A 14,586-nucleotide genomic window follows, 5' to 3' on the forward strand; every position below is an offset into this window, starting at 1 on the left:
TGGATGAATATGCGAATCGCGATCAGCGGTGCGAATGGTTTTGTAGGACGGGCCGTCAGTGCGCGGTCGATTGAACGCGGACACGATGTGGTCGCGCTCGTGCGTCGCACCGGTACCAGTGATCGGCGTGCGCGTGAATGCGTGATCGGAGACGACAACTTTGCCGGTATCGCGGCCGATATGGCCGAGCGTGTCGGCAGGTGCGATGCGTTTATCCATCTGGCGGCTCGGGTTCACGTGATGCACGACCGGGCGGCCGATCCGCTCGCCGCGTTCCGTACGGTGAATGTCGACGGTGCGTTGAATGCGGCACGCGCCGCATCGCAGGCCGGCGCGCGCCGCTTCGTCTTCGTCAGTAGCGTCAAGGCGCTGGGCGAGACGGATCCGGGCAGGCCGTGGCGCGAGAACGATCCGCCGGCACCGGTGGATCCATATGGCGTGTCCAAGCTCGAGGCGGAAGCCGCATTGCGCGCGTTCGGTCGCAGTCACGGCATCGCGGTGACGATCGTTCGTCCGCCGCTCGTCTATGGTCCTGGTGTCGCAGCCAATTTCCTTGCATTGATGCGGGCGGTGGACAAGGGGCTGCCGCTTCCTCTCAGCGCCATTTCGGCCCGCCGTAGCGTCGTATACGTCGAGAATCTCGCGGATGCATTGCTGCGGTGCGCGATCGATTCGCGTGCCGACGACGACTGCTTTCACGTTGCCGACGACGATCCCCCGACCGTGCCCGGTTTGCTGCGCATGACGGGCGTCGCGCTCGGCAAGCGTGCCCGTCTGTTCCCGGCGCCGGTCGCTGCGTTGCGATTGGCCGGTGCGCTGACGGGCCGCAGCAGCGCGATCGAGCGTCTGACGGGCGATTTGCGGCTCGATACCCGTCGCATCGATGAGGTGCTCGGCTGGCGGCCTCCCCACACGACCGAAGAGGGGCTCGAGGCGACAGCCGTGTGGTATCGTTCGCGCGATACTCGACGATAAACACATGCACCTCGCAATCACGACGTGGACGGCGGCGGTGGCGGTGGCGCTGGTCGCCGGTGCCGTTTCGGCCGCGATCCTGCACACGCTGCTGGCGACCGGACTCGCATGGCGGCTTGCCACCGATATTCCGAACGATCGTTCGCTTCACTCGCTTCCCACCCCCCGCGTCGGTGGCTGGGGCATCGTCCCGGTCTGCGTAATTGCATTGGCGTGGCTTGCTCCCGGAATGTGGCTGCTCGCGATCAGCGTCGCCTGCTTGGCGGCAATGTCGCAGATCGACGATCGCCGCGGGCTGCCTGCCAGGGTCCGCTTTGCGGTACATGTGCTTGCGGTCGCCGTGCTGATCGTCGCCTACCCGGCCGATGCCCCATGGTGGGCACTGGCCGTGATCGGTTTCGTGATGGTCTGGCTGACCAACCTGTACAACTTCATGGACGGCTCTGATGGGCTGGCCGGCGGGATGGCGCTGTTCGGATTCGGTGCGTTGGCCGCCGCATCGTTGTCCGGCGCGCACCCGTCGCCCGACCTCCTGGCGGGCGGTGCGGCGGTCGCCGGCGCATCGCTCGGCTTTCTTCTGCTGAATTTCCATCCGGCGCGACTGTTCCTTGGCGATGCCGGCTCGATTCCACTTGGCTTCATGGCCGGCGCATTCGGCTACTGGGGCTGGCGTGGCGGTGTCTGGCCCGTCTGGTTCCCGGCAATGGTGTTCTCCCCCTTTATTGCAGATGCATCTGTAACACTCCTGAGACGTTTGTTACGTGGGGAAAAGTTTTGGCAGGCGCACCGGGAGCATTATTATCAGCGCATGGTCCGTTCCGGCATCGGTCATCGGCGTACCGCCATTTACTGGTACCTCGTGATGCTCGGGGGCATAATCCTGGCCATGTGGGCATTGAGTCGCCCGGCAATGCAGCAGTGGGGGCTGTGCGCCGTCTGGTGTGGCGTTCTTGCGTGTATCGGATGCGTGATCGACGCACGCTGGCGCCGGGTTGGACCGGTCGCCGAAAACAATTCTTGAGGTCTCCCGCCGATGTTGCGATCCAAAGCATCTTGGCTGTCACTGAGTGCTTTCCTGTTCGACCTGACGGCGGTTGTCGCCGCATGGTTATTCGCCTATCTCGTCCGTTTCAACGGCAGCGTTCCGCATGACTTCTTGAGCGGTGCGTTGATGGCGCTGACTTGGGTGCTACCCGTCTATGCACTGATGTTCCACGGGTTCGGCCTGTATCGCGGGCTGTGGGTATTCGCGAGCCTGCCCGACCTGATGCGTATTTCGAAGGCGGTGGCCGGCGGCGGCATAATCGTGATGATCGGTGCCGTGATGTTCCAGCCGCGGCCAATCATCCCCCGCTCGGTGCTGCTCGTGTCGCCGCTGATGCTGTTCCTGGCGATGGGCGGCGCGCGCGCACTGTATCGCGCGACGAAGGAGTACTACCTGTACGGCGGGCTTGTCGGCAAAGGCAAGCCAGTGCTGGTGCTCGGCGCCGGCACGGCCGGCGCGAGCCTCGCGCGGGAACTGTCACGCTCCGGCGAGTGGCGCCTCGTCGGGCTGCTCGACGACGACGTCACGAAGCAGGGCCGCGAAATCTACGGCTACAAGGTGCTCGGCTCGTTCAACGACCTCAAGCACTGGACCGATGCGATGAAGGTCGAATACGCGATCATCGCGATTCCGTCGGCATCGGTCGAGGTGCAGCGTCGCGTCGCGACCCTGTGCGTGCGGGCCGGCGTGAAGGCGATGGTGCTGCCGTCGCTGACCGCGCTGATGCCGGGGCAGGGCTTCCTGTCGCAGGTACGGAACATCGATCTCGAGGATTTGCTCGGCCGCGAGGCCGTGACGATCGATACGCCGCACGTCGAAGCACTGCTGCGCGGCCGCGTCGTGATGGTGACGGGCGCGGGCGGCTCGATCGGCTCCGAGCTGTGCCGGCAGATCTTGCGCTTCGCGCCTGCACAGCTCGTTGCGTTCGACCTCTCGGAATACGCGATGTACCGGCTGACCGAGGAATTGCGCGAGCGCTTTCCGGATTTGCCCGTGCTGCCGATCATCGGCGACGCGAAAGATTCGCTGCTGCTCGATCAGGTGATGTCGCGCCATGCGCCGCACATCGTGTTCCATGCGGCCGCCTACAAGCACGTGCCGTTGATGGAAGAGCACAACGCATGGCAGGCGCTGCGCAACAACGTGCTCGGCACCTATCGCGTGGCGCGGGCGGCGATCCGCCACGACGTGCGTCACTTCGTGCTGATCTCGACCGACAAGGCCGTCAATCCGACCAACGTGATGGGCGCGAGCAAGCGTCTCGCCGAAATGGCCTGCCAGGCGTTGCAGCAGACGAGCGGGCGCACGCAGTTCGAGACGGTGCGCTTCGGCAACGTGCTCGGCAGCGCGGGCAGCGTGATTCCGAAGTTTCAGCAGCAGATCGCGAAGGGCGGCCCGGTCACGGTCACGCACCCGGAGATCACGCGTTTCTTCATGACGATCCCGGAAGCGTCGCAGCTCGTGCTGCAGGCGTCGAGCATGGGGCACGGCGGCGAGATCTTCATTCTCGACATGGGCGAACCGGTGAAGATCGTCGATCTCGCATGCGACCTGATCCGCCTGTACGGTTTCTCGGAAGAACAGATCCGGATCGAGTTCACCGGGCTGCGGCCGGGCGAGAAGCTTTACGAGGAACTGCTCGCGGACGACGAGGCGACGACGCGCACGCCGCACCCGAAACTGCGGATCGCGCGGGCGCGCGAAGTGCCGGACAATTTCCTCGACGAACTGCTGCCGTGGCTGATGCAGCATCGTGTGCTGTCGGATGACGAAGTGCGGCGCGACCTGCGGCGCTGGGTGCCGGAATACCAGACGGCGGTTGCTCCCGTGTTGCAGAGTGTGCCGTCGGTGCGCGTCGCATCGAACGGGTGACGTGGCTCCAGGCCGGAACCCGAGTGGTAAAAAAAGCGCCCGGCTGGGCGCTTTTTTGTTCGGAAGCGAACGTATCGCTCAACGGCTCTGTCGATGCTTCCTCACCACCATCCACCTCGGCGCCTTGAACCGCACGATGCTGAGATAAAGCCACACATAAGTCACCGCGAACAGCACGACGAACGCGAACAGGTGCACCGTATGCCGCCAGAACAGCGTCGCCGGTATCACCGCGACGAGGCACAGCAGCCACAGATAAGGTGAAGTCAGCGAATTGCGCCGCGTCAGGTCGTGCGCATGCTTCGTGCCGACGGCCCAGCGCATCAGCCGCTTGTACACGAGCATGTGCAGATGCACGCCGTCCGGAATCCCTGGTGACATCCCGCGAATGAACTTCTTCCGGTAGATCGAGAAGCAGGTCTCGAAGATCGGATACATGAACAGCAGCACCGGGTACCACGCGGACACTTCGCGGTTGCGCATCACGAGCATGATCGCGAGTTCCGCGAGCATGAAGCCGATGAAATACGCGCCGCCGTCGCCGAGGAAGATCAGCCCGGCCGGGAAATTCCACAGGAAGAAGCCGAGCACCGCGCCCATCATGATGATCGACGCGGACATCACGACCGGGTCGTTGACGTGGAACGCGACATACGCGAGCGACGCGAACATCATGAAGCTGACCATCGACGCGAGCCCGTTGAAGCCGTCGATGATGTTGATCGCATTCGCGAGCGCGGCGACCGCGAGCACGGTGACGAACGCCGAGATGGCGACGTAGCCGAGCAGGAAGTCGAGCGGCGGCACGCTGATGCGCGTGACCGCGATGTGCATCAGCCAGAATGCGAGCGCGGCCGCGCCCATCGTGCAGAGCAGCCGCGCGCGCGGCGACACGCGCTTGGTCAGATCCTCGACGAGACCGGACAGGAAAGCCGGCATCCCGCACGCAACGATCCCGAGAATGCTGCCGGAGATCGTCGGATAGCGCCGGAACAGCACCAGCGCGGCAACGACGACCCCGGCGAGGATCCCGATGCCGCCCACCCGCGGCACCGGCCGCACATGGAATTTCTGCACGCCGGCCAGGTCGCTGTCGATCGAGAATTTCTCGTGAAGGTGCGCGTAGCGCACGATGAACAGCGTGACGAGCAGGGAGACGATGAAGCCGGACGCGAAGCTGAGCATGGGACCGCTCGGAAAATGGACAGCGGATTATACAAAACCGCGCGGGTTCCCCTCCTGCCATCGCCAGTGGTCGGCACACATTTCCTCGATGCCGAGCGTCGCGCGCCAGCCGATGATGTCGGCCGCAGCCTGCGGGTTCGCATAGCACTCGGCGATGTCGCCCGGGCGGCGCGCGACGAGTTCGTACGGCACCGGGCGACCCGACGCCTTCTCGAACGCGCGCACCACTTCGAGCACGCTGTAGCCTTGCCCGGTGCCGAGGTTCACGACGAAGCTCGCGTCGCGCTTCGCGAGCGCGTCGAGCGCGGCGATGTGCCCCTTCGCGAGATCGACGACGTGGATGTAGTCGCGCACGCCGGTGCCGTCCGGCGTCGGGTAGTCCGAGCCGAACACGCGCAGCTTTTCCAGCTTGCCGACCGCGACTTGCGCGACATACGGCATCAGGTTGTTCGGGATGCCGGCCGGATCCTCGCCGATCAGCCCGCTTGCGTGCGCGCCAACCGGGTTGAAGTAGCGCAGCGTCGCGATTCGCCACGACGGGTCCGAGACTTCGAGATCGCGCAGGATCTGCTCGGCGATCAGCTTCGACTGGCCGTACGGGTTCGTCGCGGACAGCGGGAACGATTCGTCGATCGGCGAGCGCTCGGGCACGCCGTACACGGTCGCGGACGAGCTGAACACGAACTGCCTGACGTTGCGCTCGCGCATGACCTTGAGCACGGCGAGCAGCCCGCCGATGTTGTTCTGGTAGTACTCGAGCGGCTTCTCGACCGATTCGCCGACAGCCTTGAGCGCCGCGAAATGAATCGTGCCGGTGATCGGATGCGCGTCGAACACTTTCGCGAGCGCGGCTTCGTCGCACACGTCGACCTGGTGGAACGCAGGCGTCTTGCCCGTGATCCGCTCGATCCGGCGCACCGATTCGGCCTTGCTGTTGACGAGGTTGTCGACGATCACGACGTCGTAGCCGTTGTCGAGCAGCTCGACGGTCGTGTGCGAGCCGATATAGCCGGCTCCGCCGGTGACGAGGATGGTGCCTTTAGCGGTCATTGCTGATGCGCTCCTTCAGAGGGTGATACCGGTTAACGAGTGGATGGTACGCCGGTAGCGTTCGACGACCTGCTGTTCGTCGAATTCCGCCGTGACCTTCTGCCGGCCGCGCGCGCCCATCGCTTCGCGTCCGGCCGTTCCGAGTTCGATCATGCGATTCAATTGCTCCGCGAGGCTCGCGCTGTCGCGTACGCGGCAAAGGTAACCCGTGTCGCCGTCGGCGACGACGTCGCGGCAGCCCGGCACGTCGGTCGCGACGATCGGGCGGCCCATCGCCGATGCTTCCATCAGCGTGCGCGGCACGCCTTCGCGGTACGACGGCAGCACGACGCAGTCGGCCGCCGCGATGTGCGGTCGCACGTCGTGCGCTTCGCCGAGATATTCGACGATGCCTTCGTCGACCCACGCGTCGACATCCGCGCGGCCGATCGCGCTCGGATTGTCGACGCCGAGCGGCCCGAGCAACTGGAAGCGCGCGTTCGGGAAGCGCTCGCGCACGAGACGCGCGGCCTCCACGTATTCGCGCACGCCCTTGTCCCACAGCAGCCGGCCGATCAGGATGAACACGGGCGCGTCGCCGGCGGGCAGCGGCACGGGCGCGAACTGTTCGAGATCGACGCCTTCGCCGTGCAGCAGCCGTGCGCGATCGGGGTGCGCGAGCAAGCGCTCGTCGGTGAAGGTCGCGAGATCGTCGCGGTTCAGGAACCACACTTCACGCGGGAAGCGGAACGCGAACCGGTACAGGCGCTTCGCGACGCTCGCCGCGCGGCTCTTCTGGATGAAGACGTAGCCGAGGCCCGTCGTCACCGCGATCGACGGCACGCGCGCGAGCCACGCGGCCACCGAGCCGTAGATGTTCGGCTTGATCGTGTAATGGAACACGAGGTCGGGCCGCAGCGCGCGATAGTGGCGCACCAGCGCGGCGAGCGTGCCGAGATCCTCGCGCGGGCTCGTGCCTTTCGACGCGACCGCGAGCGCCACGTAGCGGCAGCCCATCCGCTCGAGCAACGGCACGGTGCGGTCGTGCGGCGCGATCACGACGACCTCGGCGCCGCGCGCGACGAGCGCACGGATCAGCCCGTGGCGATACGTATGGATCGCCCAGGCCGTGTTGCAGACGAGCGCGATGCGCAGCGGGGAGGTGGCGGACATGAAAAAAAGAAAAAATAAAGCGTCGAAATTGCCGAACGGGCCGGATGCACGTCAGGCGGACGGCCGCGCGGCGAACAGCGTCTGCTTGATGCGCTGCAGCGTACGGTACGGCGTCACGAAATGCAGCAGGTTCTTGGCGAGGCCGGCCCAGTCGTACGGGTTCAGCACGTTGAAGTGGCGCAGCAGCAGCGTGAGCGTCGACACCAGCTGGCGCCGGCGTTTGGTCGCGCTGATCCCGCCCTCGTTAAGCTCGTAATACAGGCCGAGTTCCGGCAGGTTCGCGCAATCGTAGCGTTGCATTAACCGTAAAAAAAGATCGAGATCCTCGGCCGCGCGGTACTTTGCCCGATAGTTGCCCACTTCGCGCACGGCGTCGATGCGCAACATCACAGATGGATGCACGAGCGGCGAGCGCAGGAAGCGCGTGCGGCGCAGCGTGCGCGGATCGGCGGCCGGCGTCAGCATGAAGCGCGGCTCGCCGGCGCGCGACACGACCTGCGTCCACATGCCGACGCAGGCTACGCGCGGATGGGTGCCGAGATAGGCGCGCTCCTTCGCGAGGCGCTGCGGCGCGGCGAGATCGCCGGCGTCGATACGGGCCGCGTAGCGGAAGCCGCGCGCCGCGAGCGCGTCGATGCCGGCCGCCAGCGCGCGTTCGATGCCGCCGTTCCGGGGCATGCGCAGCACGTCGATCGACAGGCCCGGCAGATCGGGCGCGACGATCGGCGGCGTGCTGCCGTCGTCGACGATCAGCACGTGCACGGGCGCGTCCTCGCGAAACGACGCGAGGGTCCGGACGACGTCGTCGTGCCCGTTGTAGGCCGGCATCAGCACGGCCACGTCGTCGAGCGGGGTCGGGCAAGCAGGGGACGTCATGTTCGCAGCTTGAAACGGATGTAATAAAAGTTGACGGCGGCCGCGGCCAGGTAGCCGGCCGCCAGCCCGACGAGCGCGCCGTACAGGCCGAGCCGCGGGATCGCGAACAGGTTGACGATCGCGGCGATGGCCAGCGCGAGCAGCCATTTCGACAGCAACACGAATTTTGCTTGATATTTGAGAACGATAAGATTGCCTATCGCCTCGATGCCGGCCGGCACGGACAGCCAGACGGCCCAGCGGAAGATGTCGACCGACGCCTCGTAGCCGCGGCCGAACACCTTGCCGACGATCAGCGGGGCGGCGGCGTCGAGCACGAGCGCGCCGGCCGTCATCAGGCCGGCCGTCATCGCGATCAGCCGGACGATGTTGCGGCGCAGCCGCGCGACGTCCTGCACGCGGTAGACGAAGGCGGGCGCGATCGTCTGCGCGAGCATCAGCGCGAGCGTGATCCAGTTCTCGTTGAGCTGCTGCGCGGCCGAATAGCGGCCGAGATCGGCGAACGACGCGTGGCGCTCGAGCATCAGGCGGTCGAGCTTCAGGAACAGGTACATGCAGATGAGGCCGAGCCAGAACACGGTGCCGGCCGTTGCAAAGTGCCGGAACAGCGGCTTGTCGAACGTCCAGCCGAGCGCACCGCCGTTACGATGGCGGTAGTACAGCAGCAGCGCGAAGCCGATCGCGGCGGCTTCCAGCGCCCACAGCCACGCGAAGCGGGCGGGGCCGGCGGCCGCGCGGACCAGCAGCCAGACGAGCAGCGCCTTGGCGAGCGCGGTGACCATGCTGGTGACGAGCTGCGGCTTGCTGTAGGTCATGCTCTGCAGCCACGCGTTGATCACGCCGACGAACGGCTCGCGGAACACCATCGTGACCGCGAGGCCCGCGAGCATCGCGCCGACCAGCGGGTCGAAGGCGCCCGCGGCGATCGCGATCCAGGTCGCGGCGAGCGCGGCGGCCGACACGGCGATGCGCAGCACGAACGCGCTGCCGAGCACCGCGCCGAGCTGCGCGGGCGGGCGCTGGACGATGGTCGGGACGAGGATTTCCGCGCCGCACACCCAGGTGAGCGGCGCCAGTACCAGGAGAAGCGTATTCGCATACTGCCATTTGCCGAACACATCTGGCCCGAAATAACGGGCCAGCAGGCCGCTGATCGCGATCGCGACGCCGATCTGGGTGAGCCGTTCGAGCCCCAGCCAGACGAGGTTCGCGACGGCCTTCGCGACGTCCGGGTTGCCGAAGCGCTTCAGCATGCGCGGCAGCGGCGGCGCGCGCGAGGGGCGGCCGGAGGCGGCAGGTGGGCGGCGGCGGGGCGGCTAGGCATTAAAATGGGCGACATGCGCGTCATCGAAACCCGCGATTATAAGTGGGATCGCGGCCGCTCCAGCCGTTGCGCCCCGTGTTCCGCCGGCAGGCATGTATCATGCGCGGCACCCGCGAGCGGCGGCCGCGCAAGCCAGACAATTTTTCATGCACGCAACCGAGAGAAGAGAATCGATGATCTCCCAATCCATCTTCAAGGCATATGACATTCGTGGCGTGGTCGGCAAGACCCTCGACGTCGACACGGCGCGCGGGATCGGCCGGGCATTCGGCAGCGAAGTGCGTGCGCAGGGCGGCGATGCGGTCGTCGTCGCGCGCGACGGCCGCCTGTCCGGACCGGAGCTGGTGGGCGCGCTGGCCGACGGCCTGCGTGCGGCCGGGGTCGACGTCGTCGACGTCGGCATGGTGCCGACGCCGGTCGGTTATTTCGCGGCGAACGTGCCGCTCGCGCTGAAGGGCGGCGAGCGCCGCGTCGATTCGTGCATCGTCGTCACGGGCAGCCACAACCCGCCCGACTACAACGGCTTCAAGATGGTGCTGCGCGGCGCCGCGATCTACGGCGAGCAGATCCAGGCGCTGTACCGCCGCATCGTCGACGAGCGGTTCGAGACGGGCAGCGGCACGTATGAAGCAATCGACGTCGCGGATCAGTACATCGCGCGCATCGTCGGCGACGTGAAGCTCGCGCGGCCGCTGAAGCTCGTCGTCGACGCCGGCAACGGCGTCGCGGGCCCGCTCGCGACGCGCCTGTTCAAGGCGCTCGGCTGCGAACTCGTCGAGCGCTTCACCGACATCGACGGCACGTTCCCGAACCACCACCCCGATCCCGCCCACCCGGAAAACCTGCAGGACGTGATCCAGGCGCTGAAGGACACCGATGCGGAGCTCGGCTTCGCGTTCGACGGCGACGGCGACCGTCTCGGCGTCGTCACGAAGGACGGCCAGATCATCTATCCGGACCGCCAGCTGATGCTGTTCGCGGAAGAAGTGCTGTCGCGCAACCCCGGCGCCCAGATCATCTACGACGTGAAGTGCACGCGCCACCTCGCGCAGTGGGTGAAGTCGAAGGGCGGCGAGCCGCTGATGTGGAAGACCGGCCATTCGCTCGTGAAGGCGAAGCTGCGTGAGACGGGTGCACCGCTCGCCGGCGAAATGAGCGGCCACGTGTTCTTCAAGGATCGCTGGTACGGCTTCGACGACGGCCTGTACACGGGCGCGCGCCTGCTGGAAATTCTCGCGAAGACGGCCGATCCGAGCGCGCTGCTCAACAGCCTGCCGGACGCGATGAGCACGCCGGAACTGCAGCTCTGGCTCGACGAAGGCGAGAATTTCCGCCTGATCGAGCAGTTGCAGAAGGAAGCGAAGTTCGACGGCGCCGACGAAGTCGTGACGATCGACGGCCTGCGTGTCGAGTACCCGGACGGCTTCGGCCTCGCGCGTTCGTCGAACACGACGCCGGTCGTCGTGATGCGCTTCGAAGCCGAGACGCAGGAAGGGCTCAAGCGCATCCAGGAAGACTTCCGCCGCGTGCTGACGGCCGCGAAGCCGGACGTCAAGCTGCCGTTCTGAGCGCCGGCGGCCGGCGGGTCGCCCGTACGACGGCCGGCTCATCGGCCGGGTTTATCTTGAAAAGCGGCGCGCGCCCCGGGTGCGTGGCCGCTTTTTGTCTGTCCGGCCCTCCGGGCGGGATAAAATCCCCCCTTTATGTCTGTCGCCGGCTGCCAGCCGGCGTTTTTTCAGCGTGCAAAAGATCCTGATCGTGCGTGTGTCGTCGCTGGGCGACGTCGTGCACAACATGCCGGTGATCGCCGATATCCGGCGCCGCCACCCCGATGCGCAGATCGACTGGCTCGTCGAGGAAAGCTTCGTCGACCTCGTGCGGCTCGTCGACGGCGTGCGCAACGTGCTGCCGTTCTCGCTGCGCCGCTGGCGCAAGAAGCCGTTCTCGGGGGCGACGTGGCGCGAGATCCGCGCGTTCCGCCGGCGCCTCGCGGCCGAGCAGTACGACCTCGTGATCGACTGCCAGGGCCTCATCAAGACCGCGTGGGTCGCGAGCTGGGCCCGCGGCCCGCTCGTCGGGCTCGGCAACCGCACCGACGGCGCCGGCTACGAGTGGCCGGTGCGCTTCTTCTACCGCAAGCGCGTGCCGATCGCGCCGCGCACGCACGTCGTCGAGCGCTCGCGCCAGCTGGTCGCGGCCGCGCTGGACGACCCGGCGCCGACCCCGGCCGACCCCGTCGAGTTCGGCCTCGACACGCGGGCGGCAGCGCTCGCGGTGGCCGCGCTCGGCCTGAACCTGCCGGTGCCGTACGTCGTGTTCGTCCACGCGACGTCGCGCGCCGACAAGCAGTGGCCGGACGCCGCGTGGATCGAGCTCGGCCAGGCGCTGGTGCGGCGCGGCGCGTCGCTCGTGCTGCCGTGGGGCAACGACGCGGAACGCGCGACCAGCGAGCGGCTCGCGAAGGAATTCGGCGCGGCGGCGATCGTGCCGCCGAAGCTGTCGCTGCCGGCCGTGGTCGGGCTGATCGACGGCGCGGCCGCGACGGTCGGGGTTGATACAGGTCTGGTTCACATCGCGGCCGCGCTGAAGCGCCCGACGGTCGAACTGTACAATTTCGCGACGGCCTGGCGGACCGGCGGCTACTGGTCGCCGAACGTCGTCAATCTCGGCACGGCGGGGCAGCCCCCGTCGATCGCGCAGGTGAAGTCGGCGCTCGCGGGCTTCGGCCTCCTGTAACGCTGTCCACACGCGAACCGATCATGAGCGAATCCCAGATCATCGAAGTCCCGTCCGCCGACTGGAGCGGACACAACCTGTCAGCGCCGCGCGAGCAGTTGCTGGCCGCGGTCGAGGAAGGCAAGGTGCTGTATTTCCCGCACCTGCGCTTCGCGATCGAAGGCGGCGAGGAAGCGCTGCTCGATCCGGCGCTCGCCGATCCGAAACGCAAGAACATCAGCCTCGCGCCGAACGGCGGCGCGCTCGCCGGCGTGCTCGGCGACAGCGTCACGCAGTCGGCCGTGCGCGCGCTCGTCGCGCGCTTCCAGCAGCAGGCCGGCACGCTCGTCGACGGCCTCTTTCCCGAATACCGCGGCAAGCTGCGCGTCGCGCCGACGAGCCTGCGGCTGATGCAGGTCGAAACGCGCCAGACGTCGTGGCGCAAGGACGACAGCCGGCTGCACGTCGACGCGTTCCCGTCGCGGCCGAACTACGGCGAGCGCATCCTGCGCGTGTTCACGAACGTGAACCCGGCCGGCGCGCCGCGCGTGTGGCGTGTCGGCGAGCCGTTCGAGGACGTCGCGAAGCGCTTCCTGCCGAAGATCCGGCCGCAGTTCCCGGGCTCGGCGTGGCTGCTGAACCTGCTGCACGTGACGAAATCGCCGCGCAGCGCATACGACCACCTGATGCTGAACCTGCACGACGGGATGAAGGCCGATCTCGACTACCAGAAGACGTGTCCGCAGCAAACGATGCCGTTTCCGCCGGGCAGCGTGTGGATATGTTTCTCCGATCAGACTTCGCACGCTGTGATGTCGGGCCAGTTCATGCTCGAGCAGACCTTCTTCCTGCCGGTCGACGCGATGGTTCGCCGCGAATGCGCGCCGCTCGGCATTCTCGAACGCCTGACGGGCAGGGCGCTGGTTTGAGCGCGCCCCTGCTTCGACGCAATACCCGGGCGGCCGCATGCTGAGGGCGATCTATCGCGCGCTGTGGTGGCTCGTCGCGCCGGCCGCGGTCATCCGGCTCTACGTGCGCTCGCGCAAGGAGCGCGGTTATCGCGAGCATATCGCCGAGCGCTTCGGTCACGTCGCGGGCCGCTCGCGCGACGACCGCGCGCCGCTGATCTGGGTGCATGCGGTGTCGGTCGGCGAGACGCGCGCCGCGCAGCCGCTGATCGATGCGCTGATGCGCGCGCGCCCCGATGCGCGCATCCTGCTCACGCACATGACGCCGAGCGGCCGCGCGACGGGCGAACAGATCTTCGGCGATCGCGTGCTGCGCTGCTACCTGCCGTACGACATGCCGGGCGCGGTGCGGCGCTTCCTGCGTGCATGGCGGCCGACGCTCGGCCTCGTGATGGAAACCGAGGTGTGGCCGACGCTGATCGACGAGTGTCGCCGCGCGGACGTGCCGCTGGTGTTGACCAATGCGCGGATGTCCGCGCGTTCGTTCCGGCGCGCGGCGAAGTTCGGCGCGGCGACGCGCGACGTGTTCGGCGGCTTCTCGCGCGTGCTCGCGCAGAGCCCGGCCGATGCGGAGCGGCTGACGTCGCTCGGTGCCCGCAACGTGACCGTGCTCGGCAACCTGAAGTTCGACATGACGACGCCGCCGGAACTCGCGGCACGCGGCCATGCGTGGCGCGACGCGATCGGCGCGCGGCCGGTATGGGTCGCCGCCAGCACGCGCGAGAACGAAGAGGCGCTGGTGTTGCAGGCGTTCGCGGAAATGCGCACGCCCGGCGCGCTGCTGGTGCTCGTGCCGCGTCATCCGCAGCGCTTCGCCGAGGTCGAGGCGCTCGTCGCGCGCGGCGGGCTCAAATGCGTGCGGCGCTCGGTGTGGGCGGCCGACGCGGCCGCGCTCGCAGCGGGCCGGCCGGGGGCCGACCCGCTGCCGGACGACGTCACGGTGTTGCTCGGCGATTCGATGGGCGAGCTCGGTGCGTACTACGCGGCGGCCGACATCGCGTTCATCGGCGGCAGCCTGCTGCCGCTCGGCGGGCAGAACCTGATCGAAGCGTGCGCGGTCGGCGTGCCGGTGCTGATCGGGCCGCACGTGTTCAACTTCACGCAGGCGACCGCCGATGCGGTCGCGGCCGGTGCGGCGATGCAGGTCGAGGATCCGCTCGATCTCGCACACGTGCTCGACGCGCTGTTCGCCGACAACGCGCGGCGCATCGCGATGGGCGCGGCCGGCGCGGCCTTCGCATCGCGTCACCGCGGCGCGACCGCGCGCACGGTCGACGTGCTCGCCGCGCTGTTGCCGCCTGCCGCAACCGGCGCGCGTGCGCTGCCGGACGTGCAGGACGCTCCGGACGACGACGCATAGACGGCGCGGGCGGCGCGATGCCGCCCGGACTCGCGTGGCGGCGTCGCAGGGCGCCGCCGCGCCG

12 protein-coding genes are annotated in these 14,586 nt (G+C 67.5%); 7 read left to right on the forward strand and 5 right to left on the reverse strand.

Annotated features, from left to right (window positions below; translation table 11 throughout):
- The first annotated feature begins 3 nt into the window (after positions 1-3).
- The 3 genes from KU887_RS04440 to KU887_RS04450 are packed head-to-tail and all read left to right on the forward strand — an operon-like array spanning position 4 to position 3,892.
- Complete coding sequence (locus KU887_RS04440) at positions 4-975, forward strand: NAD-dependent epimerase/dehydratase family protein (protein WP_077019991.1); 972 nt, start codon at positions 4-6, stop codon at positions 973-975.
- Positions 976-979: 4 nt separating this feature from the next.
- Positions 980-1,996, forward strand: coding sequence for a glycosyltransferase family 4 protein (locus tag KU887_RS04445; protein ID WP_112751053.1), 1,017 nt, complete (start codon positions 980-982; stop codon positions 1,994-1,996).
- A gap of 12 nt (positions 1,997-2,008) precedes the next feature.
- Positions 2,009-3,892, forward strand: a complete 1,884-nt coding sequence (locus tag KU887_RS04450; RefSeq protein ID WP_080322900.1) for a nucleoside-diphosphate sugar epimerase/dehydratase — start codon at positions 2,009-2,011, stop codon at positions 3,890-3,892.
- A gap of 78 nt (positions 3,893-3,970) precedes the next feature.
- Here KU887_RS04450 and KU887_RS04455 read toward each other — a convergent pair whose 3' ends face one another.
- The 5 genes from KU887_RS04455 to KU887_RS04475 are packed head-to-tail and all read right to left on the reverse strand — an operon-like array spanning position 3,971 to position 9,408.
- A complete protein-coding gene (locus tag KU887_RS04455) occupies positions 3,971-5,077 on the reverse strand; it encodes a glycosyltransferase (protein WP_006485106.1) in 1,107 nt (368 codons plus the stop codon).
- A 27-nt stretch (positions 5,078-5,104) separates the two neighbouring features.
- Positions 5,105-6,127, reverse strand: coding sequence for a UDP-glucose 4-epimerase GalE (gene galE, locus KU887_RS04460; RefSeq protein WP_006485111.1), 1,023 nt, complete (start codon positions 6,125-6,127; stop codon positions 5,105-5,107).
- A 15-nt stretch (positions 6,128-6,142) separates the two neighbouring features.
- Complete coding sequence (locus KU887_RS04465) at positions 6,143-7,279, reverse strand: glycosyltransferase family 4 protein (RefSeq protein WP_062884037.1); 1,137 nt, start codon at positions 7,277-7,279, stop codon at positions 6,143-6,145.
- Positions 7,280-7,330: 51 nt separating this feature from the next.
- Positions 7,331-8,155 (reverse strand): glycosyltransferase, encoded by an 825-nt coding sequence (locus KU887_RS04470; protein WP_077190964.1) that lies wholly within the window; start codon positions 8,153-8,155, stop codon positions 7,331-7,333.
- Complete coding sequence (locus KU887_RS04475; RefSeq protein WP_258254794.1) at positions 8,152-9,408, reverse strand: lipopolysaccharide biosynthesis protein; 1,257 nt, start codon at positions 9,406-9,408, stop codon at positions 8,152-8,154. Before KU887_RS04475 ends, KU887_RS04470 begins: the two co-directional genes overlap by 4 nt.
- Positions 9,409-9,652: 244 nt before the next feature.
- On the opposite strand from KU887_RS04475, the gene KU887_RS04480 reads away from it, so the two are divergent.
- From KU887_RS04480 to waaA, 4 genes are all read left to right on the forward strand, one after another.
- Positions 9,653-11,047, forward strand: coding sequence for a phosphomannomutase/phosphoglucomutase (locus tag KU887_RS04480; protein WP_006496638.1), 1,395 nt, complete (start codon positions 9,653-9,655; stop codon positions 11,045-11,047).
- Between the two features lie 172 nt (positions 11,048-11,219).
- Entirely contained in the window at positions 11,220-12,215 is a 996-nt protein-coding gene (gene waaC, locus KU887_RS04485) for a lipopolysaccharide heptosyltransferase I (RefSeq protein WP_006485129.1), read from the forward strand.
- Between the two features lie 23 nt (positions 12,216-12,238).
- Positions 12,239-13,123, forward strand: coding sequence for a Kdo hydroxylase family protein (locus KU887_RS04490; RefSeq protein ID WP_006485119.1), 885 nt, complete (start codon positions 12,239-12,241; stop codon positions 13,121-13,123).
- Between the two features lie 37 nt (positions 13,124-13,160).
- Positions 13,161-14,522: a lipid IV(A) 3-deoxy-D-manno-octulosonic acid transferase gene (waaA, locus tag KU887_RS04495; protein ID WP_258254797.1), complete on the forward strand. Its 1,362-nt coding sequence runs from the start codon at positions 13,161-13,163 to the stop codon at positions 14,520-14,522.
- Positions 14,523-14,586: the final 64 nt, after the last annotated feature.

It is taken from the genome of Burkholderia sp. EMB26 (assembly GCF_024730645.1).
GTDB lineage: Bacteria > Pseudomonadota > Gammaproteobacteria > Burkholderiales > Burkholderiaceae > Burkholderia > Burkholderia cenocepacia.

What these genes read in the sequence shown, in the direction of transcription:
- KU887_RS04465 (WP_062884037.1), bottom strand. Translation starts at nt 7,279, where the DNA reads ATGTCCGCCACCTCCCCGCTGCGCATCGCGCTCGTCTGCAACACGGCC.
- KU887_RS04455 (WP_006485106.1), bottom strand. Translation starts at nt 5,077, where the DNA reads ATGCTCAGCTTCGCGTCCGGCTTCATCGTCTCCCTGCTCGTCACGCTG.
- KU887_RS04445 (WP_112751053.1), top strand. Translation starts at nt 980, where the DNA reads ATGCACCTCGCAATCACGACGTGGACGGCGGCGGTGGCGGTGGCGCTG.
- KU887_RS04480 (WP_006496638.1), top strand. Translation starts at nt 9,653, where the DNA reads ATGATCTCCCAATCCATCTTCAAGGCATATGACATTCGTGGCGTGGTC.
- KU887_RS04490 (WP_006485119.1), top strand. Translation starts at nt 12,239, where the DNA reads ATGAGCGAATCCCAGATCATCGAAGTCCCGTCCGCCGACTGGAGCGGA.
- KU887_RS04475 (WP_258254794.1), bottom strand. Translation starts at nt 9,408, where the DNA reads ATGCTGAAGCGCTTCGGCAACCCGGACGTCGCGAAGGCCGTCGCGAAC.
- waaA (WP_258254797.1), top strand. Translation starts at nt 13,161, where the DNA reads ATGCTGAGGGCGATCTATCGCGCGCTGTGGTGGCTCGTCGCGCCGGCC.
- KU887_RS04440 (WP_077019991.1), top strand. Translation starts at nt 4, where the DNA reads ATGAATATGCGAATCGCGATCAGCGGTGCGAATGGTTTTGTAGGACGG.
- KU887_RS04470 (WP_077190964.1), bottom strand. Translation starts at nt 8,155, where the DNA reads ATGACGTCCCCTGCTTGCCCGACCCCGCTCGACGACGTGGCCGTGCTG.
- galE (WP_006485111.1), bottom strand. Translation starts at nt 6,127, where the DNA reads ATGACCGCTAAAGGCACCATCCTCGTCACCGGCGGAGCCGGCTATATC.
- KU887_RS04450 (WP_080322900.1), top strand. Translation starts at nt 2,009, where the DNA reads ATGTTGCGATCCAAAGCATCTTGGCTGTCACTGAGTGCTTTCCTGTTC.